The following is a 20,283-nucleotide window of genomic DNA, read 5'->3' as shown; positions in this document are numbered from 1 at the left end:
TAATACGCCGTTTGCTCAAGAGGTAGCAAAATGCTACCTTAGGGGTAGGAGGCGCTCATGGCTCAGTCTGTCAAACTCAGTGATGACATCATGAAGCTCGTCCGGATCGAGTCCGAACGACAAAGCCGCTCGATCGCCGGGCAGATCGCCCATTGGGTGCGGATCGGCCGTGCTATCGAGACTTCGGGCAATTTCGACCATGCCCGCATCAACGCTGTTCTGGCGGCCGAGGCGGCTCCCAGCACCCTGTCTGATGAAGAACATGATGTCTGGCTCGACGCCTTCTCCGCGGCTCTGGCTGAGCCGAGCGACGGTGAAGAGGCGTTCTTTGAGGGGCGTCGTCAGCTGGGCCGGGGCGTCGGCCTGGATGAGAACGGCGAGCTGGTGCGCGAGACTCCCGACGCTGCTGCATGACCCCTGTCATGATTGTGCTGGCCGGTCCCAATGGGGCGGGCAAGTCGACCCTGTATCACACGCGCGTCGCGTCGATCTTCTCCGGCCCCTTCATCAATGCCGACCTGATCCAGCGAGATGAGCTGAAGGATGGCGCGCTCGACGCCTCCTATGAAGCCGCGCGCATCGCCAGTGAGCGACGAGCAGCGTTCATCGCTGAGAAGCGTGATTTCGTCACCGAAACCGTCTTCTCTCATCCTTCCAAACTGGCGCTCGTGGACGAGGCGAAAGCGGCGGGCTTCACCCTGATCGTCATGCATGTGGGCGTTGAGACGCCCGAGCTGTCCGTTGCGCGGGTCAAGGCGCGGGTGGACGAGCAGGGCCATCCGGTGCCTGAAGACAAGGTCCGCGCCCGGTTCGAGCGCTGCGGCGCCCTGATCCGTCAGGCGGTGCTGAAAGCGGACCGGGGCTTTGTCTATGACAATTCAGGGCTGAACACCCCGCCCAAACGCTGTCTCGAGTTCAAGCGGGGCGCTCGTGTGGTCGTTCGCCCGACCCTGCCTGGCTGGATCCGTTCGCTGTATGCAGAAGAGCTTCTGCTTTAACCCCTAATGCATCTCCCGTGCGCGATCGCGGAGCATGAATTTCTGGATCTTGCCGGTGGCGGTCTTGGGCAGTTCGCCGAAGACGACGAGGCGCGGCGCCTTGAAGTGCGCCAGATGCTCGCGGGCGTATTCGATGATGTCGGCTTCGCTCACATTGGCGCCGGTCTTCAGCTCGATGAAGGCGCAGGGCGTTTCGCCCCATTTGGCGTCAGGCTTGGCGACCACGGCGGCGGCGGCCACGTCCGGATGGCTGTAGAGCACATCCTCCACCTCGACCGAGGAGATATTCTCGCCACCCGAAATGATGATGTCCTTTGAGCGGTCCTTGATCTCCACATGCCCGTCAGGATGGGTGACGGCGAGGTCGCCGGTATGGAACCAGCCGCCCTTGAAGCTCTTCTCGGTGGTGGCGGGGTTCTTCAGATACCCTTTCATCACCGCATTGCCGCGGATCATGATCTCGCCAAGGCTTTTGCCATCCCAGGGCAGGGGCTCCATGGTTTCGGGATTGGCGACCATCAGGTCCTCCTGAGTGATGTACGGCAGGCCCTGACGCGCCTTCAGGCGGGCGCGCTCTTTCAGCGGCAGATCATCCCATTCGGGTTTCCACGCACAGGCGATGGAGGGGCCATAGACCTCGGTCAGGCCATAGGTGTGGGTGACGGTAACGCCCATCGCTTCCATGCCCGCAATCACCGTGGCGGGCGGGGAGGCGCCGGCGGTCATCATCGCGACGGGATGGTCAAAGTCCGGCCGTTCTTTTTCGGGCAGCTGGATCATCATGCTCATCACGATGGGCGCGCCGCACAGATGGGTGACTTTGTGCTCGGCGATGGCGGAGAGGATGGCGAAGGGTTCGACCCGGCGCAGGCAGACATTGACACCCGCCTTGGCTGCGATGGTCCAGGGGAAGCACCAGCCATTGCAGTGGAACATGGGCAGGGTCCACAGATAGACCGGGAAATGGGGCATATCCCATTCCATCGCATTGCCCACGGCGTTGAGATACGCGCCCCGGTGATGGGTGACGACGCCTTTGGGGTCGCCCGTCGTGCCCGAGGTGTAGTTGAGCGCAATCGCGTCCCATTCATCATCGGCGCGATGGAAATCAAACTCGGGATCGCCCTCCTTGAGGAAGGCCTCATACTCGACCTCGCCAATCAGATCGCCATGCTCGGCCAGCGGGTCGTCGATATCGATGATCAGGGGTTTGGTGTCGATCTCCTGCACCGCACGGGCGATGACCGAGGAGAATTCGCGATCCACCAGGATCACCTTCGCCTCGCCATGCTTGAGGATGAAGGCGATGGCTTCCGCATCAAGCCGGATATTGAGCGCGTTGAGCACGGCGCCGGACATGGGCACGCCGAAATGGGCGTCCACGAAGGCGGGAATGTTCGGCGCCATCACCGCGACCGTGTCGCCCTTTTTCACCCCGCGCTTTGACAGCGCCGAGGCGAGCCGAACCGAACGCTCATACACCTCGCCCCAGTTGCGGCGGATATCGCCATGGATCACGGCGAGCTTTTCAGGATAGGCGCGGGCGGTGCGCGTCAGAAAGCTGATCGGGCTGATCGGCACATGGTTGGCGGCCTTACGGTCCAGGCCCGTGTCATACATCTGGCTCAACTGAGAACTCCCCGGGGTCGCGTTTTGACAAACGTCTTGATCGGACCATTCCGACACCGGAAAGCTACAGGGGCAAGGCGACCGAAGGTCACGCGACTTTAGGCGTATTCAGCAGTGGTTTAGACCGCGCTCTGCGCCGCCTCGATGGCTTCTTCCGCTTCCAGCCAGGCCATCTCGGCCTCGTCGATGAGATCGACGCATTTTGAGCGCTTCTTGGTCAGCTCGGTCGCGAGATTGGGGTCCTTCTCCCAGAGGCCATCCACGGCGAGACCCGCGTCGATCTTTTCAAGCACGCCCTTCAGGCGTTCAATCTCTTTCTCCCATTTGGCCGCTTGCGCCTTGAGAGGTTTGAGTTTTTCGCGCGCGGCGGCGGCCTCGCGCCGGTCCTGGGTCTTCTGCCCGCCCATGGGTCTGGACTTGTCGCGCGGCTTGGCTTCCCCCGCCAGAAGCTCGCGGCGATAGTCGTCCACATCCCCGTCATAAGGCTTGATCGTGCCATCTGCGGCCAGCCACAGCCGATCCACGCAGCTCTCGATCAGATCCCGGTCGTGGGAGATGATCACCACCGCGCCCGCAAACTCGTTGATCGCGGCCTTGAGCGCTTCACGGCTGTCAATATCGAGGTGGTTGGTCGGCTCGTCGAGGATCAGAAGATGGGCGCCGTCAAAGGTGATGAGGTTCATCAGAAGGCGCGCCTTCTCACCCCCTGAGAGGTTCTTGGCGGGCGTTTCCTGGCGATTGGCGGGCAGGCCGAAGCGGGCGAGGCGGGAGCGACGCTCGGCCTCTGTCGCATCCTCCATGCGCTCGAGCACATGCGTGTAGGCGGAATGGTTCGGCGACAGGGCGTCGATCTGGTGCTGGGCGAAATGGGCGACCACCGCCTTCTTGTGCATGCGCATGGCGCCCGAGGTGATGGGCAAGGCGCCGGTCAGCAGCTTGGCGAAGGTGGATTTGCCCGCGCCATTGCGTCCCAGAAGACCGATGCGGTCATCAATATCGATGCGCATGCCGAGATTCTTCAGGATCGGCTTGTCTTCGGAATAGCCGGTCTCACATTCATCAAACCTCACCAGCGGATTGGCCATGCGCCGCTCGGCGTTCGGAAACTCGAACGGCGCGACGGGATCTTCCACCATGGTGGCGATGGGCTGCATCTTCTCGATGCGTTTGACGCGGGACTGGGCCTGCTTGGCCTTGCTGGCCTTGGCCTTGAACCGGTCCACGAAGGCCTGCAGGCGGCGTTTCTCGTCCTCCTGGCGCTCCACCATCTTCATCTGCAGGCGCTGCCGCTCAGCCAGCTGGCGCTGGAACTGGTCATAGCCGCCATCCCAGACCGACAGTTTCAGGTCTTTCAGGTGGACGATGGAATGCACCGACGCGTTCAGCAGATCGCGGTCGTGGGAAATGATCAGGGCCGCGCCGGGAAATTTCTGGAGATGGGTTTCCAGCCAGACCGCGCCCTCAAGGTCGAGATAGTTGGTCGGTTCATCCAGCAGCAGAAGGTCGGGCTGGGCGAACAGGGTCGCCGCCATGGCCACGCGCATGCGCCAGCCGCCGGAGAACTCGGCGCAGGCGCGCGCCTGGTCCTTCGTATCAAACCCCAGACCATTGAGGATCGCGCCTGCCCGCGCTTCCGCCGAATGCGCGTCAATATCGGCGAGCCGGGTCTGGATGTCGGCGATCCGATGCGGATCGGTTGCGGTTTCCGCCTCGGCGAGCAGGGCGGTGCGTTCAAGATCGGCGGCGAGGACGAAGTCCATGACCGAGGTCTGACCCGCAGGCGCTTCCTGCGCCACTGTGCCGATCCGGGCGCCGGGCTGCACATTGACCGAACCGTCATCCGGGCTCTGATCGCCCAGGATCAGGCGGAACAGGGTGGATTTGCCCGTACCGTTGCGTCCCACAAGCCCCATGCGGGTCTTGGCGGGCAGGAACAGCGTCGCCTGATCAAACAATAGGCGTCCGTCAATGCGGTGGGAGAGGTCATTGATGTGCAACATAAGGCGTGCCGGTTAGCGCGCTCTTTGACGCCGGGCAAGTCGATTGCGCGCCTGAGCCTGCTGCGGCGCTTTCCGATTTGTCACCTGCCAGTAATCCAGAGCCAAACAGGCGGGGCGTAGGCAGGAGGGCATAATCACACAACAAACAGGTTGGTCATGTTCAGAACTCTTATGCTCGCCCTTGCGCTGGGCGCGTCGGGAACGACGGCGGTGGCCCTCGCCAGCCAGCAGATTTCCAATGCGCAAGCGGCTGTCTCCGTCCAGTTTGAAACCGGTGCGGATCATGTGTTCACGCCCGCCGAACGCGCCGTGATCACCGAGACCCTGTATGCCGCGTATCAGATTACGAAAGCGGACTTCCCCAGGCTCACCGAGGCCGTGACGATTGAGGTACACCCCATCCATCGCCCGAGCGTGGATGCGCTGGGCGGCGTGACGGGGCGGGCGCAACGTCCGGGCGGGCTGGTCCTGGAACTATCGGTCACCTATCCGGGCGGGCTTGAAGCGGCGGCGCGCGACGGGCTCATGCGCACAGGTCTTCACGAGATGCATCATCTGGCGCGCGGCTGGACCATCGAGAACAACGCCTATGGCCCCGGAATCGCCATTGCCGCAGCCAATGAAGGGCTCGCGGAGATCTATGCCGAGCAGTATGAGGGGCGTGAGACGGCCTATGCGCCGCTGGATACGGAAACCTTCAAGACCTGGTCCGAAGAGATCCGCGCCCTGCCGCGCAACGCCGATTACGGCGCGTGGATGTTCGCCCATCCCGATGGCCGGGAAGCGGTCGGGTATCGGACCGGCGCGGAGCTGGTGCGCCAGGCCATGACGCGCTCCGGCCTCGGCATTGTGGAACTCAGCGCCTATACGCCCGATGAAATCTGGCGGATGGCGGGATTTGACGGGCTGAGCGCGAACTAGTTCAGCCGCAATGGCGGACACGGGTTTTCATCCCCGCCCGGCATGGCTATAAGCCGCGGCAAATCCATTCACCCCTCCAAGGTAGAGGGGCCAGTTAGGGACGATCACTCATGGCGATCCAGCGCACCTTCTCCATCATCAAACCCGACGCGACCGCGCGTAACCTCACCGGCGCCATCAACGCCAAGATCGAGGAAGCCGGCCTGCGCATCATCGCCCAGAAGCGCATCCGTCTGAGCAAAGAGCAGGCTGAAGGCTTCTACGCCGTGCACAAAGAGCGCCCCTTCTTCGGCGATCTCGTGAGCTTCATGATCTCCGGCCCGGTGGTCGTGCAGGTTCTCGAAGGTGAAGACGCCATCGCGAAATACCGCGAAGTTATGGGCGCCACCAATCCGGAAGATGCCGCGCCGGGCACCATCCGCAAGGAGTTCGCCGAATCCATCGAAGCCAACTCCGTGCACGGCTCCGACGCTCCGGAAACCGCCGCTCAGGAAATCCCGTTCTTCTTCTCTGAAGACGAGATCGTCGGCTAATCTGCCTCTGCAGAGCTGAAAACGAACCCCGGCGGAGCCATCCGCCGGGGTTTTTTGTGGGCCGTCATTGGCTAGGCTGGTAATCCGATTTCGCAGCACGGATTGGGCGCTGGACGAACATGACTTTGACCTTGCTGGCCTTTGACGCTGAACACGACCAGATGGGAGGCGTCACCTTTTCCATGTATCCGGGCGTCGCCGGCGTGGTGCTGCGTGCCCAGCCCGGAGCCGGCGTTCTCGCGACCCAGTATGAGTCCGAACCGGTTCTGCTCGCCCAGGCCGTGGCTGATCTCATGGAGGGGCTGCCCGCACGTGAAGTGCTGGAGCGGCTCAAGGCGCAGGCAGTTCGGCCCGATCGCATTCAGGCGGGCTGCATTGATCGCCACGGCGCGATGGCGCACAGCCCGACTTCTGTCTCCGGCTCTGACGAAGTGCATATCCAAGGCGAGACGCATCTGGTGATCGCCAATACAGTTGTGGCCGGCGCCGCTCAGGAGCTGGACCGGGCATTCCGCGCCCTGATCAAGGACGGCCAGAGCCTGACCGATGCGCTCATGGGCGCAGCGCGCGCCGCCGATGCGGCGGGCGGGGACAAGCGGGGACGCCTGGCGGCGGGGCTGCGGGTCACATCCATACGCAATGCGGCCCATTACGGCGTGGATCTTCGTGTGGATGCGTCGCCCCGTCCTCTGGATGAACTGGCGGCACTGGTGCGTGATTGGGCGGGACCGTCCGTCAGTTCCTGAATTTGCGCCATTCCTCACGCGAAACGTCAAAGGCGCGTTTATCCCGATTATAGGGCGTCTGGGGGCGTGGGCCCGGAGTGGTGCGCAAGGCCGTGGTCAGGTCATAGGTCGTCGCTTCGCACAGATTTGAATCCAGCTCCGGGACTGGCCCCTGGGCCAGGATATGAAGCTCGGCCCAGTCGCCCTGAGCGATGTCGACGTCCACATCCTCATAGAGCAGGCGGCTGAGAGTCTGGTTGTCATCCAGCGCCAGATAGACGGTTTCGGGCTTCAGCGTTTGCGGCGGTGAGGCCGGATCGAACAGGACGATCGGAATGCCGAATGTGGACGGCACGAACGGATAGGGCAGGAACATCTCGCTCCAGCTGGCGTGAATGCGCGTGGATTTGAGCGGATAGCGGCCATTCTCACCCGATTCATAACGGCTCTCGTAAACGCGCAGCACGACGGTGAAATTGAGGCTGGCGATATCCAGTCGCGACGCAATGTAGAACATGGGCGAGAGCACATGGCCGCTCCCCTGTTCAAAGAGATCGAGCCGCTTGCTCCAGATGATCAGCTTCTTGCGCGGAACGAAGTATTTGAACACCACCACGCCGAAGAAGAAGCCCGGCGCGAGCATGGCGAAGCCATGCAACACAAACATCACGATGACCGGATAGGTGTCGCTCACGAGCGCCGTGGCGTCGTGAGAAAACAGGAAGGACAGGGTGTCCCGTGACAGGGCCCAGAGATGACCGAGCGCGCTTTGATGGCCATCATGCAGGCGCAAAAGGGTCGAGGGCGCGCTCGCAATCAGGGCTGCGGCCGGATAGGAGAGGATGAAGCAGGCGCTGAGGGTCCAGAGTGATCGATGCGCGATGAAGGCGCGAACCCGGTCGCGTTTGTATGGATGCATTCTGGCCCCCCGTTGCTCCTTCGGCTCAGCCTATGTCACAGCCTTGCCTGTGTCACCGCAATGCCCGCTCCACATGGGCGATGGCGTCGGCCAATACGCGATCGCCAGTGTCGCCAATGTCCGGCGTGGCCAGACGCGTATCCGGGATCAGCGGCGCTGCGGTTTCATCGCCATTGGGGCGAATGATCAGCGCCTTGGGATAGCCGACCACAAGCCCGGTGCGGGGCAGGGTGAACTGCTCCATGGCGCCATAAGTGGTGGTCATGTCGGTGGTGGCTTCACCGATCACGTCGCCAAAACCGTAATCCTGGATGATGGCGCCGACGGACACGGCGTTGGAATAGCTCTGCCGGTTCACAAGGGCATAGACCCGGCCTTCAAAACGCTGGCCGTCACGCGGATGGACATAGTCGATCTCGAAACTGACGGTCTCGCCCAGCGGGACGCCGTCATACAACTCCGCCAGGGTCAGCGAGAGCCCGGTGTCCCCGGCGTCGATGCGCGCCTGGTTGGAGGCGATGCTTTGCTCGCTGATCCGGATGCGGAAGTCCGACGCGAAACGGAAGGGACGGTCGGCAATCCAGCTCAGCAGCAGATCGGAAAAGGCGTTGCTGCCGCCGGGATTGTTGCGCAGGTCCAGGATCACAGCCTCCGCGCCAGCTTGAATGAAGTTTTCAAAGCTTTCATCCACGAAATCGGAAAACGCGGAGACGGCTTCGGGCAGATAGGCGGTTTCGGCCGATTGCGCCTCGATGTCGTAAAAGGGGCCGGGGCGCAGATAGGCGATGTCTTCGGTCAGCAGGCGCGCGTCGCGACCGCTCAGATCCACACGCGCCAGCCCGTCACGGTTCATCAGCGCCTCATAGGTGATGGCGGGCAGCTCCAGCGTGCGCGACTGGCCGTTCGCGGTTTCAATCCCCACCGTGAACGCATCGCGCGGCCCGTATTCCAACCACACATAATAGGCTTCGCTGCCCTCCATCTGGGCATAGGCCAGAGACGATGTTTCCGCCGAGACATTGCGGGTCAGGCGCGCCAGCCAGTCTGAATTCGTCGCGCCATCCAGCGAGACGATCCGGTCGCCGGGGGCCGCCGGAAAGTCTGCAGGCGCCTGGGTGATGATCACCTCGCCCTCACGCACCTCAAAGCTCAGCGGGAAGAGCAGGGCGCTGTCATCATCGAGATAATCGAAGAAGCCCGGATTGAGCCCTTCGATCCGGGTATGGGCGATATGGGCGTGGGCGGCGAAGCGCTGGAAAGCGCGATGCAGCTGCGGCACAGTCATCGCTTGCGTGGCGAGCTCGTTTTGCAATTCGCGATAATACTGGTCGTAAACCGGCTTGGGCGTGGTCGCGAACAGGTCATAATGAGCCTGCTGAAGCCCATTATAAAGGATATGGGCGTCAGCGAGGGCGTCCTCGCGCGCGATCAGGTCCTGGGCCTGACAGGCGGGGATCAGGAGGCTGGCGAACAGTCCGGCGAAAAGGGATCGCATGATCATGGATAAGTCTCTTCTGATGGGTCTTGCGCCCCTTGCGGACGCCGGGTTCAGGCACACCGGATGGCTCAAAAAGACCATGACCGAGACTTCCTGATTGTCTGACCCTGCCTTCTTTTACGGATTTGAGCACTGATGAGCGCTGACACCCCGTTTGTGATGGGCCCGATCCGGGTCGAACCGGCGATCAACCGGATCGAGAGCGAGGCCGGTCCGGTCGAGCTTGAGCCACAGGTCATGGACCTTCTGGTCTATCTGGCCGGGGCTCAGGGCGAGGTGCGTTCGAAGGACGAGATCGCCGCCGCGCTCTGGCCGGACGCCAGCGTCAATGAGGATGCGCTGTCGCGCACGGTCTGGAAACTGCGTCAGGCGCTGGGGGATGACGCGAAATCCCCGCGCTATGTGCAGACTGTATCGCGTCGCGGCTATCGCCTGATCGCGCCCGTCGAACCTGTGGATGAGGCGGTGAAAGCGCCGGGCGGCACGGTGAGCGCACCGGTCCTGATGGTTTCTGCCCTGGCTTTGGTGGTCATTCTGGTCGGCGCCAGCGTGCTGTTGCGAAGCCCGCAGGCCTCAGCGCCGGATCAAGGCTCGCAAACACGAGGCGAGACATTGGCGCTGCTTGATCGCGCCGACGGCTTCTACGCCCAATATACCCGTTCGGACAATGAAGCGGCCTTGCGGCTTTACGAGCGTGTGCTGAGCGAAGACCCGGAAAACGCGGCGGCGCTTGCCGGGCAGGCCAATGCGCTGACCCAGCGTGTGATCCGTTGGGATCTGGATGGCGCGTCGAACCGCTCCACCCTGACCGAGGCCTTGCAATCGGGCGCTCTGGACACGCCGCGCGCCCTGGCTGCGCTTGAGCGCGCCGAAGCCCTGGCGCAAGAGGCGACCCGGCTTGATCCCGGCCATGCCCGCGCCTGGCGGGCGCTGGGACTGATCAAGGCCGCGCAATCGGACTTTGACGCGGCGCGTCGCGCATATGACCGGGCGCTGGTGATCGACCCGGAAAACTGGGGCGCGATGATCAATCTGTCAGAGCTCGAGGAGCTGACCGGCCATCCTGACCGACAGGCGGATCTTCTGGCGCGCAGCTTTGAAGCCATGTCGCGCGATTACGCCGTTAATCCAGTCGCGATCCGGCCCTGGCATTCTGAAGTGGGGCTGGCGGTGGCGCGTTTGCGCGCCGAGGCGGGGGCGCCTCAGCAGGCCGAGCTATGGTATCGCCGTGTTCTGGCGCTTGATCCGCTGAACGCCGAGGCTGTGAGCGGGCTGGCGAGGCTGTTGCGGGCAGGTGGTGACGAGCCGGGGGCGGAGGCCCTGTGCCGGGAGCTCGAAGCGGCCGGCGGGGGGCGCTGCGCGCGCTAATCCAGACGCGGTTTCTGGCGCAGGCTCTTGGTCTGGCTCTTCTTCGCCTTCTTGTCCTTCTGACGCTTGATCGAATTGAGCGAGGGACGGGATTTCAGGCGCGGCTTGGGCTTGCGGCTGGCCTGTTCGATCAGGCGCTTGAGCCGGGTGCGCGCTTCGGCGCGATTACGCTCCTGGGAGCGATGATCCTCCACATGCAGGACCAGCACGCCCTCCTGGGTCATGCGATTGCCGGCAATGCGCTTGAGGCGTTGCTTCAGGGCGTCGGGCAGCGCGCTGGCGTTGACGTCAAAGCGCAGCTGCACCGCGCTTTCGGTCTTGTTCACATGCTGACCGCCCGGACCGGAGGACCGCACGAAGCGCTCGGTGATCAGGCTTTCATCAATGATCAGCTCGTCGGTAATGCGCATGTCAGCCCGAAACGGGTTTGAGAGAAACGGCGAGTCCGGCGCCGAGCAGGGCGCTCGCGGCAAGACCGATCATGACCCAGGGCCCGGCCAGTTGATAGAGCCCGCCCATCACCAGCCCATAAACGAGCAAAAGCACGCCGATAACCGTGTTGGAGACGGCGGTGTAGCTGGCGCGGGTGTCTTCGTCGGCGAGGTCCACAAGATAGGTGGAGCGCCCCAGCCGGACGCCCTGATGGCCGAAGGCGAGGATGAACAGGATGACCGCGTGAAACACCATCAGTTCAGCCCAGGGCGCATCCATCAGAAGGCTGCTTCCGCTCAACAGGCAGGCGAGGGCGCCTGCCAGTCCCCCGGCCGCCAGAACCCACCGACTCGACCTGTCCGCCAGCCGTCCCCAGGCCCAGCCGCTGACGAATCCGGCGCCGGCGGAGGCCATCAGGAAACCGCCCAGTCCGGCGAGCTCCGCGCCCGTGCGGTCCTGAGCGGCGGAGACCAGGAAAGGCGGCGCGATGGAGGTGGCGATCATCAGGGTGCGGGCGGCGACGAACTTGCCGAAATCGACGTCGGTCCACAAAAGACGCACTTGTTTGATCGCTTCGGGAAAGGCATTGGCGCCGCCTTCGGTCGAGCCGGGCGCTTCGGCCAGTTGCAGATAGACCAGGGCGGCGATCACCCACAGCAAGGCGCCGAGAAACAGCAGGCCGGCAATAACCGGCGCGCCGGTGTCCGGGCTGATGACCAGAACCAGTCCAAAAGCCAGCGCCACAAGCCCGGAGACGGTCGTGGCGTAGCCGCTGACCGCGCCGCGTCGCGTTTTGGAGACCGTCTTGCCCAGCACATCCTTGTGACTGACCGAGCACAGGCTGCGCGAAACGGCGAAGGCCGCCACGAGCGCAATGAGCAGCCAACCGGCGAGCGCACCGTCCAGCGTCAGGGCGATCACGCCCATGATCACCAGCGCCAGGGCCTGACCCAGCGAGCCTGCCGCCCAGACATGTTTGCGTTTTTCGCGCTGGCGAATGCCGGCGGCGATGAAGAGCTGGGGCAGAAGGGCGCCAGCTTCCCGGACAGGCGCCAGCAGGCCGACCAGGAAAGCGGGCGCGCCCAACGCGCCCAGCAGCCAGGTGAGGGTCAGCTTGGGGTCGACCAACGCGTCGCCGGTCTTGGTCAGGCTGAGCGACAGGGTGGAAAACACCCAGTTGCGCGGCTGGTGCTGACAGGCGCTTTCAGGCACGTCCTTGCACACCCGCGCTTCGTCATCATCGTACAGCGCGGAATAGACGGTCTGTGAAACCGTGTCGGCCGGCGTCTCGCTCATGGCTTGTGTCCTCGCACGTGAAACCGTGAGATGGAACTAGACCGAGGGATTGATCAGGACAGTCCCGCTATCCGGTTCACTGCCGTCGGCGATGCGGACCCGTTCGGCGGAAACCCGGGCCTTGCCCTCTGCGACCAGTTTCAGGCAGGCCGGATAGAGCTTGTGCTCGGCTTCCAGAACGCGCGCGGACAGGGTGTCGGGCGTATCACCTGAAATGACAGGCACCACGGCCTGGCCGATGATCGGGCCATCATCCATTTCCGGGCGTACGAAATGCACGCTGCAGCCATGAACCCGCACGCCCTGTTCGAGCGCGCGTTCATGCGTGTGCACGCCCTTGAAGGCGGGCAGCAACGAAGGATGGATATTCAACAGCCGGTCGCGCCATTTCTCGACGAACCAGGGCGTGAGAATGCGCATGAAACCGGCCAGGCAGACGATCTGCACGCCCGCTTCGCGCAGCTTGGCGTCGAGATCCTTCTCGAACGCCTCGCGCTCTTCATAAAGGGTGTGATCGATGAAGCCGGTGGCCACGCCCACCTTGCGCGCCCGCTCCAGGCCCTGTGCGCCCGCCTTGTTGGACAGGACGAGGACGATCTCGGCGGGGAAGTCCTCGGCCTGCGCCGCATCAAGCAAGGCCTGAAGGTTTGATCCCCGACCGGAGATCAAAACGCCAACTTTGGTTTTCGCCATGCCTAGCTCGCCTTCAAAACGCCAATCACGCTCGCGGTTTCACCCGCAGCGTTTAACGTGTCGCAAATCGAGTGCGCCTCGGACGCCTCGACCGCGAGGATCATGCCGACGCCGCAATTGAATGTCCGGCGCATCTCGCTTTCGGCCACACTGCCTGCCTCGGCCAGCCATTTAAAGACGGCGGGGCGCTCAAAGCTGTCATAATCCACATCAAAGGTGAGGTGGTTCGGCAGCATGCGCGGGGTGTTCTCGGTAATGCCGCCGCCGGTGATATGCGCCAGGCCCTTGATGCGGCCTTCGCGGATCAGGGGCATCAGCGCTTTGACATAGATGCGGGTGGGTTCGAGCAGGGCTTCGGCCAGCTTGCGGCCCGGCGCGAAAGGTGCGTCGCTGTCAAAATCGAGACCGGCATGATCGATGATCCGGCGGATCAGGGAATAGCCGTTCGAGTGCGGGCCCGAGGAGGCGAGGCCGATCAGTGCGTCGCCTTCCTTCATCAGGTCATGGCGCGGCAGCAATGCGCCCCGCTCGGCGGCGCCGACGACAAAGCCCGCCAGATCGAAATCCTCGCCCGTATACATGCCGGGCATTTCGGCGGTCTCGCCACCAATGAGGGCGCAGCCGGACTGGCGACAGCCTTCGGCGATGCCCTCGACCACGGCGGCCCCGCGGGCCGGATCGAGCTTTCCGGTCGCGAAATAGTCCAGGAAGAAGAGCGGCTCGGCGCCCTGGGCGAGAATGTCGTTCACGCACATGGCCACCAGATCGATGCCGACCGTGTTCACCAGGCCGGAGCTGATGGCGAGCTTGAGCTTGGTGCCGACGCCATCGGTGCCCGAGACCAGAACCGGATCGTTGAAGCCTGCGGCCTTGAGATCAAAGGCGCCGCCAAAGCCGCCCAGGCCAGTGTCGGCGCCCGGACGCGCGGTGGATTTCGCCAGCGGCTTGATCGCCTGGACCAGCGCATCGCCTGCATCAATGCTCACGCCGGCGTCGGCATAGGTCAGTCCGGATGTGTTGGTCGCGTCGGATTGGGACACGGGCGGCTCCCTTGGCCAAGTCGTCGGAAAGCGCGTGCATAGCGCGCAATCGTGAAAAGTGCGAGGGGGCGGGGCGCCGCAACAGGGTTCACCGCAGCGCGCAAGCGCGTATAGTCGCCCTCGAACTGGCGCATTAGGGGATGACCATGCAAGCGATCAGGCAGGCTGCGCAATGGGCTTTGGCGGGATTGGCGGCCGGGGCGTTGAGCGTTTCGGCGTTCGCCGACAGCCCGTTCACGGTGGACGGGGTTGAAATCGACGCGCGTGCGGACACGGCGACCGAAGCCCAGCGGACCGCGCTTCAACAAGGTCAGACCGAAGGCGCGATCGAGCTTCTCGAACGCCTGACCCTGCCTGAAGACCGGATGGAATCAGACCTTCTGGTTCTGTCCGCCGATGATGCGGCGAGTCTGATCGCCGGCCTCCAGATTTCTGATGAGCAACGCTCGGCGACCCGGTATCGCGGGGTGCTCAGCCTCGATTTCGATCCGCGCGCCGTACGGCGCTATCTCACCGGTCTGGGCGTGCCCTTTGTGGAATCCCAGGCCGAAGCCATGGCGTTGATCCCGATCACCGAGCTTGAAACCGGCGAGCGCGTCCTGGGCGGAGACTGGTACGAGGCCTGGAATGAGGGCGGCTTCGAGCACGCCCTGACCCCGGTCGAGCTGGTGGCGGAGGATGCGGTCGTTCTGGATGAGATCGCCGCGCTTGATCCGGCGGCGCTCCAGGCGGTGCTCGACATGACCGGACTGGGCAAGGTGATGGTGCTGGTCGCGCGTCAGGATGCGAACGCGACGCGCGCCGCCGGCGTGATCGTCAGCTTTGACGAAACTGGCGCCGTGCAGCGCGAAACGGTTGAGCGCGTGACTGTCGAGGGCGATTACACAGCCGCCGCTCGCGCCATCATCGCGCCGCTCGAGGACGCCTGGAAGCGCGCCAGCGTGGTGCGGGACACCAGTGTGGCCGAACTGGACGTGAGCATTCTTTTTGACAATCTCGCCGAATGGCGTGAGCTGCAACAGGCGGTGACGGGCGCGTCGCTGATTCAGAATGCGCGCCTGGACGCCGTGTCGCGCAATGGCGCTGCGATGACGATCACCCATCGCGGCGCGCGCGAACAGGTCATGGCCGAACTGCGCGCGCGTGGCGCGGTTCTGGCCGAGGATGAAACGCTCGGGTGGACGGTGCGCAGCCGCTAATGAAGCCAGGACAACTCGCACTCGATCTGGTGCTGGAGCCCGATTATCGGGCAGAAGCCTTTGCCGTGAGCGAGGCGAACGCCGCCGCGCTGGCGCTGGTCAATCGCTGGCCGCGCTGGCGGCAGGGCCATCTTCTGCTGGTGGGCCCGCCGGGCAGTGGCAAGACCCATCTGTCACATATGTGGACGGCGCGCACCCGCGCCACGGCGCTGGACGCCGCATCGCTGTCCCAGGGGCTGAAGACTGTCGGGCGCGGTGTGGCGGTACTCGTGGAAGACTGCGACAAGGGCGTGGATGAAGACGCGCTGTTTCATCTGCTCAACCGCGCCGCCGGGGATGCAGGGGTGACCGTACTGATGACGGCGGGGAAATCGCCGGCCGAATGGCCGGTCAGTCTGCCGGACCTGGCCTCGCGCCTGATCGCCACGGAAACCGCCGTATTGCACGAGCCTGATGACGCGCTGTTGCGGCAGGTGATGGAAAAGCTGTTCCGGGACAAGCGCACGCCGTTGTCACCAGGAGTTCTTGAATATCTGCTTGATCGCATGGAGCGATCGGTTGATTACGCAAGGCGGCTGACAGCCTGGCTCGATCGCGAGGCTTTGGCGCGAAAAGGACCGGTCACACGCCCCCTTGCGCGCGAAGCTCTGTCAGCCCTATCCAGTTGACCCGACGCGCCCTTCGCCTGTTTGGAGCCCCGTGATGACCGACGCCGCGCCTTCATCCTCCGGATCCTCGACCGATGTGGAGGCTTTGATGGCGTCTCCGGACCGGTTCATCAATCGCGAGCTGTCCTGGCTGCAATTCAACTGGCGGGTCATCGAGGAGGCGCGCAATCCGCGCCATCCGGTGCTCGAACGGCTGCGCTTCCTGTCGATCTCGGCCAGCAATCTGGACGAATTCTACATGGTTCGCGTGGCGGGCCTGCGGGCGCAGGTGCGCAACGGCATGGACCGGCCGGGCATGGATGGCTGTACGCCGGCCCAGCAGCTTGAGCAGATCAACGCCGCCGCCACGCATCTGATGGCGGCGCAACAGGAGACCTGGCGCGAGTTGCAGGACCTGTTGGCGAATGAAGGCGTGGAGCTGGTGGATCAGGACACCCTGACCGCCAAGGAGCGCGAATGGCTGCGCGACGATTTCCTGGCGCACACCCTGCCGGTGATCACGCCGCTGGCGATCGACCCCGCGCACCCGTTCCCCTTCATCCCCAATCTGGGTTTCGCCCTGATGCTCAAGCTCAAGCGTCAGCGCGACGGGCGGATCATGAATGCGCTGTTGCCCATGCCGGCCGGGGTGAAGCGGTTCATCGAGATCCCCACCGATCGCGTGGATGAGCAGGGCCGCCCGGTCAAACGCTTCATCGCGCTTGAGACCATCCTGATCCTGTTCATGGATGCGCTCTTTCCCGGCTTTGATCTGGTCGGCAAGGGCGCCTTCCGCATCATTCGCGACAGCGATATCGAGATCGAGGAAGAGGCCGAGGACCTGGTGCGCGAGTTCGAGGCGCTTCTCAAGCAACGCCGCCGCGGCGTGCTGGTGCGGCTGAAAATCGAAGCGGGCATGCCGGAAGAATTGCGTCGCTTCATCACCCAGCAGCTGCATGCCGAGAAACAGGATGTTCAGCTGGTGGACGGGCTGCTGGGCATGGCTCAGCTGGGCCAGATGATCCCCGATGAGCGCCCCGAGCTGAAATTCGACCCCTATGAGCCGCGCTTTCCCGAGCGCATCAAGGATCATGGCGGAGATGTCTTCGCGGCGGTGCGCGCCAAGGACCTGATCGTTCACCACCCCTATGAGAGCTTTGACGTGGTGGTGGAGTTCCTGCGCCAGGCAGCGCGAGATCCGGACGTCATCACCATCAAGCAGACGCTGTACCGCACATCCAAGGATTCCCCGATCATCGCAGCGTTGATCGAGGCGGCGGAGGCAGGCAAGAACGTCACCGCGCTCGTGGAATTGAAGGCGCGCTTTGACGAAGAGGCCAATCTGCGCTGGGCGCGCGATCTCGAGCGGGCGGGCGTGCAGGTCGTTTATGGCTTCATCGAGTACAAGACCCACGCCAAGATCTCGCTGGTGGTGCGTCGCGAAGGCAGCGAATTGCGCACCTACGCCCATTTCGGGACGGGCAATTACCACCCGATCACCGCGCGCATCTACACCGACCTGTCGCTGTTCACCGCCGACCCGACCTTTGGCCGCGACGCGGGGCGCATCTTCAACTACGTCACCGGTTATGCGCGTCCGCAGGAGCTGGAAAAGCTGGTGATCAGCCCGATCAACATGCTCGAATTCATCTGCGAGAAAATCGATCGTGAGATCGAGAACGCCAGGGCCGGCAAGCCGGCGGGAGTCTGGGCGAAGATGAACTCGCTGGTGCATCCGCGCGTCATCGACAAGCTCTATGAAGCCAGCCAGGCGGGCGTGCGCGTCGAGCTGATCATGCGCGGCATCTGCTGTCTCAAGCCGGGTGTGCCGGGCCTGTCGGAGAATATCCGCGTCAAATCGATCGTCGGGCGCTTCCTGGAGCATTCGCGCATTGCCTGTTTCGCCAATGGCGCGCCCATGCCCAGCCCGCAGGCGGAAGTCTACATCTCGTCGGCGGACTGGATGCCGCGCAATCTTGATCGCCGGATCGAGACGCTGTGCCCGATCGAGAACCCGACCGTACATCGACAGGTGCTCGATCAGATCATGGTCGCCAACCTCAATGACGAGACCCAGACCTGGTACATGAACCCGGACGGCACCTATACCCGCTTTGATGCGGACGGGGTGGACGATCCGTTCTCCGCTCACGCCTATTTCATGACCAATCCCTCCCTGTCCGGGCGCGGCGAAGCGCTCAAGCAGGACCAGCCGCCCGCCTTTCCCCATGTGGGTCCGCGCGACTGATGGGGGTGCGTGACATCTTCGGGTTCGGCGATGCCGAGCCACAGCTCAAGGGCCGGGATGTGGCCGTCATCGATGTGGGCTCAAACTCGATCCGTCTGGTCCAGTTCCGGGTCGAAGGCCGGGTGCTCTGGCCGGTCTTCAACGAGAAGACCATGGCGGGGCTGGGCAAGGGCGCGTCGGACACAGGCCGGCTCAATCCCGAAGGCGTCGAAGCAGCGCTGCGCACGCTGATCCGCTTCACCCGGCTTCTGGACGCCAAGGGCGTAACCACGCGCGGCGTGGTGGCCACCGCCGCCGTACGCGAATGCGAGGACGGCCCGGACTTCGTCGAGCGCGTCCGGCGCGAGACGGGCCTCGTGATCGATGTGCTGAGCGGAGAGGAAGAGGGGCGGTATTCCTCGCTCGGGGTTCTGGCGGGCGTGGGCGATGCGTACGGCGTTGCGGGCGATCTGGGCGGCTCCAGCCTGGAGCTGACCCGTCTCAAAGGGCGCGCTATCAAGAAAGCGGTCACGCTGCCGCTTGGCCCGCTGGCGGTGAACGCGGCAGGTTCCAAGGCCGATGCCTTGCAGGCGCGCGTGGATGCCGAACTGGAGCGCGCCGCCTCCGTGTTGAGCCAGGAAGGCGATACCTTCTATGCCGTCGGCGGCGCCTGGCGGTCCTTCGCCAACCTGTCCATGAGCATGCGCAATTATCCCTTGCGCCTGTTGCACGAGTACGAGCTCAATCTCGAACAGGTGCGCAAGACCGCGGATTTCGCCAAGAACCAGAGCGAAGCCTCGCTGGCCTCCGTGCCTGGCGTGTCGTCCAAACGCGCCGCGACGCTGCCCTATGCCGCCTTGTTGTTGGAACGGGTTATGAAGGCGGGCGGGTTCAAGCGCGTGGTCTTCTCCGCCTATGGTCTGCGCGAAGGCGTGGTGTGCGTCAGTGACCCCTCTGTGGTCGTGGAAGGCGATCCGTTACTGAGCGGCGCGGAGATCATGGCGCTGGCCACATCGCCCGAGCCGAAGTTCGGCCCGGCGCTGGCGGACTGGCTGGAGCCGGCCTTCGCGGCGGAAGCGCCGGTCTTCGGTGAGCAGCAGGACCGGCGCTTGCGCGCCGCGGCGGGCCGTTTGAGCGATATTGGCGCGCGCCTGCATCCTGACCATCGCGGCGATCTGGCTTTCACCCAGGTGCTCTATGCGCCGATTGGCGGTTTGAGCCATGCCGAACGGGCCTTTCTCGCCCTGGCGCTGCATCATCGCTATGAAGGCAAGACAAGCCGGGCGGAGGATTGCGTGTCTTCCCAGCTCCTGGATGAAGCCCAGCGCACGGCGGCGCTGCGCCTGGGGCTGGGCATGCGCTTTGGCGCGGCCCTGTCCGGCCGCACCGGGCAATTGCTCAAGGCGTTTTCATTGACGCGAACCGATGACGCCCTGGTCATTACGCCATCCCCGGATTCGGGGGATCTGATCGTGGAGCGCGCCCTGCGCCGCTTCGAGCAGTTCTGCGCGGTCATGGAGCTGAAGGCCGAGGCGGACATCTGAAGCTGAGTGGGCCCACTCTCGGGCCCGGGGAGAGACCGGTTTGACCCTTGCCCCGTATCTGTTCCTGTCCACTCTCATGGTGGTTCTGACCACCGCCATCCATGTGGCGGGTCTGTCCGCCCTGATCGTCGTCATGCGCAAGCGGGAAGGGCGGTCGAGCCATACCGGCGCCGCCTGGTGGCAGATGGGGCTGATCCTGGCCGTGGTCCTGACCCTGTTCTTCCTGCACACGCTCGAGATCTGGGTCTATGCCGTGCTGTATCGGCTCGGCGGCGTCATCGATACGTTTGAAGCGGCGCTGTATTTCTCCACCTCGACCTTCACCACGGTGGGCTATGGCGACATCGTGCTGGAGCCGGGCTGGCGGGTTCTGGCGGCGATCGAAAGCGCGAACGGCTTCTTGCTGCTGGGCTGGTCCACAGCCTTCCTGCTGCAGGTGGTCAGCCGGATGCGTTCTGTCGAGTTTCAATGGCTGGAGCGCCGGCAGGATGAGGCGGAGCTGTTTGAAAGCCGCCAGACGTCCAGACGCAAACCGGATCAGGATTAGACGAACATCCACGCCGACTTGCCGACTGCATCCGGGGCGCGCTAAACCGGCGGCACATAAATCAGAA

At 63.9% G+C, this 20,283-nt stretch carries 19 protein-coding genes; 11 read left to right on the top strand and 8 right to left on the bottom strand.

Annotated features, from left to right (window positions below):
* The first annotated feature begins 57 nt into the window (after positions 1-57).
* Together RBA95_RS05545 and RBA95_RS05540 are read left to right on the top strand one after the other, a co-directional pair.
* Positions 58-414, top strand: a complete 357-nt coding sequence (locus RBA95_RS05545; protein WP_306015827.1) for a hypothetical protein — start codon at positions 58-60, stop codon at positions 412-414.
* Positions 411-998, top strand: coding sequence for a zeta toxin family protein (locus RBA95_RS05540; protein ID WP_306015826.1), 588 nt, complete (start codon positions 411-413; stop codon positions 996-998). The genes RBA95_RS05545 and RBA95_RS05540 overlap by 4 nt, the downstream gene beginning before the upstream one ends.
* A gap of 3 nt (positions 999-1,001) precedes the next feature.
* On the opposite strand, the gene RBA95_RS05535 is transcribed toward RBA95_RS05540, so the two are convergent.
* Both RBA95_RS05535 and RBA95_RS05530 read right to left on the bottom strand, forming a co-directional pair.
* Positions 1,002-2,618, bottom strand: coding sequence for an acyl-CoA synthetase (locus RBA95_RS05535; RefSeq protein WP_306015850.1), 1,617 nt, complete (start codon positions 2,616-2,618; stop codon positions 1,002-1,004).
* 128 nt (positions 2,619-2,746) lie between these two features.
* Positions 2,747-4,627 carry an ABC-F family ATP-binding cassette domain-containing protein gene (locus RBA95_RS05530; RefSeq protein WP_306015825.1) on the bottom strand — a complete coding sequence of 627 codons (1,881 nt, stop codon included), beginning with the start codon at positions 4,625-4,627 and terminating at the stop codon, positions 2,747-2,749.
* Positions 4,628-4,783: 156 nt separating this feature from the next.
* On the opposite strand from RBA95_RS05530, the gene RBA95_RS05525 reads away from it, so the two are divergent.
* The 3 genes from RBA95_RS05525 to RBA95_RS05515 all read left to right on the top strand — a co-directional run bounded on the left by RBA95_RS05525 (position 4,784) and on the right by RBA95_RS05515 (position 6,827).
* Positions 4,784-5,548 (top strand): DUF2268 domain-containing putative Zn-dependent protease, encoded by a 765-nt coding sequence (locus RBA95_RS05525; RefSeq protein WP_306015824.1) that lies wholly within the window; start codon positions 4,784-4,786, stop codon positions 5,546-5,548.
* Between the two features lie 110 nt (positions 5,549-5,658).
* Positions 5,659-6,081 carry a nucleoside-diphosphate kinase gene (ndk, locus tag RBA95_RS05520; RefSeq protein WP_306015823.1) on the top strand — a complete coding sequence of 141 codons (423 nt, stop codon included), beginning with the start codon at positions 5,659-5,661 and terminating at the stop codon, positions 6,079-6,081.
* Between the two features lie 119 nt (positions 6,082-6,200).
* Entirely contained in the window at positions 6,201-6,827 is a 627-nt protein-coding gene (locus RBA95_RS05515; protein WP_306015821.1) for a DUF1028 domain-containing protein, read from the top strand.
* On the opposite strand, the gene RBA95_RS05510 is transcribed toward RBA95_RS05515, so the two are convergent.
* Together RBA95_RS05510 and RBA95_RS05505 are read right to left on the bottom strand one after the other, a co-directional pair.
* The gene (locus RBA95_RS05510) at positions 6,817-7,725 is read right to left on the bottom strand and encodes a hypothetical protein (protein WP_306015820.1); all 909 of its coding nucleotides are present in this window, start codon (positions 7,723-7,725) and stop codon (positions 6,817-6,819) included. The two genes, RBA95_RS05515 and RBA95_RS05510, sit on opposite strands and share 11 nt — an antisense overlap.
* Before the next feature lie 52 nt (positions 7,726-7,777).
* The gene (locus tag RBA95_RS05505; RefSeq protein ID WP_306015819.1) at positions 7,778-9,226 is read right to left on the bottom strand and encodes a S41 family peptidase; all 1,449 of its coding nucleotides are present in this window, start codon (positions 9,224-9,226) and stop codon (positions 7,778-7,780) included.
* A 132-nt stretch (positions 9,227-9,358) separates the two neighbouring features.
* Between RBA95_RS05505 and RBA95_RS05500 the strand changes: the two genes are divergently transcribed.
* Entirely contained in the window at positions 9,359-10,591 is a 1,233-nt protein-coding gene (locus tag RBA95_RS05500; RefSeq protein ID WP_306015818.1) for a winged helix-turn-helix domain-containing protein, read from the top strand.
* Here RBA95_RS05500 and arfB read toward each other — a convergent pair.
* The 4 genes from arfB to purM are packed head-to-tail and all read right to left on the bottom strand — an operon-like array spanning position 10,588 to position 14,052.
* A complete protein-coding gene (gene arfB, locus RBA95_RS05495; RefSeq protein WP_306015817.1) occupies positions 10,588-11,001 on the bottom strand; it encodes an alternative ribosome rescue aminoacyl-tRNA hydrolase ArfB in 414 nt (137 codons plus the stop codon). The genes RBA95_RS05500 and arfB overlap by 4 nt on opposite strands.
* A 1-nt stretch (position 11,002) precedes the next feature.
* Positions 11,003-12,319, bottom strand: coding sequence for an MFS transporter (locus RBA95_RS05490; RefSeq protein ID WP_306015816.1), 1,317 nt, complete (start codon positions 12,317-12,319; stop codon positions 11,003-11,005).
* A gap of 36 nt (positions 12,320-12,355) precedes the next feature.
* Positions 12,356-13,012: a phosphoribosylglycinamide formyltransferase gene (gene purN, locus RBA95_RS05485; RefSeq protein WP_306015815.1), complete on the bottom strand. Its 657-nt coding sequence runs from the start codon at positions 13,010-13,012 to the stop codon at positions 12,356-12,358.
* Positions 13,013-13,014: 2 nt separating this feature from the next.
* Positions 13,015-14,052 carry a phosphoribosylformylglycinamidine cyclo-ligase gene (purM, locus tag RBA95_RS05480; RefSeq protein WP_306015813.1) on the bottom strand — a complete coding sequence of 346 codons (1,038 nt, stop codon included), beginning with the start codon at positions 14,050-14,052 and terminating at the stop codon, positions 13,015-13,017.
* 146 nt (positions 14,053-14,198) lie between these two features.
* Here purM and RBA95_RS05475 point away from each other — a divergent pair, with 146 nt between their 5' ends.
* The 5 genes from RBA95_RS05475 to RBA95_RS05455 are packed head-to-tail and all read left to right on the top strand — an operon-like array spanning position 14,199 to position 20,216.
* A complete protein-coding gene (locus RBA95_RS05475) occupies positions 14,199-15,251 on the top strand; it encodes a DUF2066 domain-containing protein (RefSeq protein WP_306015812.1) in 1,053 nt (350 codons plus the stop codon).
* Positions 15,251-15,919 (top strand): hypothetical protein, encoded by a 669-nt coding sequence (locus RBA95_RS05470; protein ID WP_306015811.1) that lies wholly within the window; start codon positions 15,251-15,253, stop codon positions 15,917-15,919. Before RBA95_RS05475 ends, RBA95_RS05470 begins: the two co-directional genes overlap by 1 nt.
* 34 nt (positions 15,920-15,953) lie before the next feature.
* Entirely contained in the window at positions 15,954-18,146 is a 2,193-nt protein-coding gene (locus tag RBA95_RS05465) for an RNA degradosome polyphosphate kinase (RefSeq protein WP_306015810.1), read from the top strand.
* Positions 18,146-19,669 (top strand): Ppx/GppA phosphatase family protein, encoded by a 1,524-nt coding sequence (locus RBA95_RS05460; RefSeq protein WP_306015809.1) that lies wholly within the window; start codon positions 18,146-18,148, stop codon positions 19,667-19,669. Before RBA95_RS05465 ends, RBA95_RS05460 begins: the two co-directional genes overlap by 1 nt.
* A gap of 40 nt (positions 19,670-19,709) precedes the next feature.
* Positions 19,710-20,216 (top strand): potassium channel family protein, encoded by a 507-nt coding sequence (locus tag RBA95_RS05455; RefSeq protein ID WP_306015808.1) that lies wholly within the window; start codon positions 19,710-19,712, stop codon positions 20,214-20,216.
* Positions 20,217-20,283 lie beyond the last annotated feature (67 nt).

Origin of the sequence: Oceanicaulis sp. MMSF_3324 (genome assembly GCF_030733545.1) — a bacterium.
GTDB lineage: Bacteria > Pseudomonadota > Alphaproteobacteria > Caulobacterales > Maricaulaceae > Oceanicaulis.
Note: the sequence above shows the minus strand (reverse complement) of the source record. Positions and strands in the feature narration are given on the sequence as shown.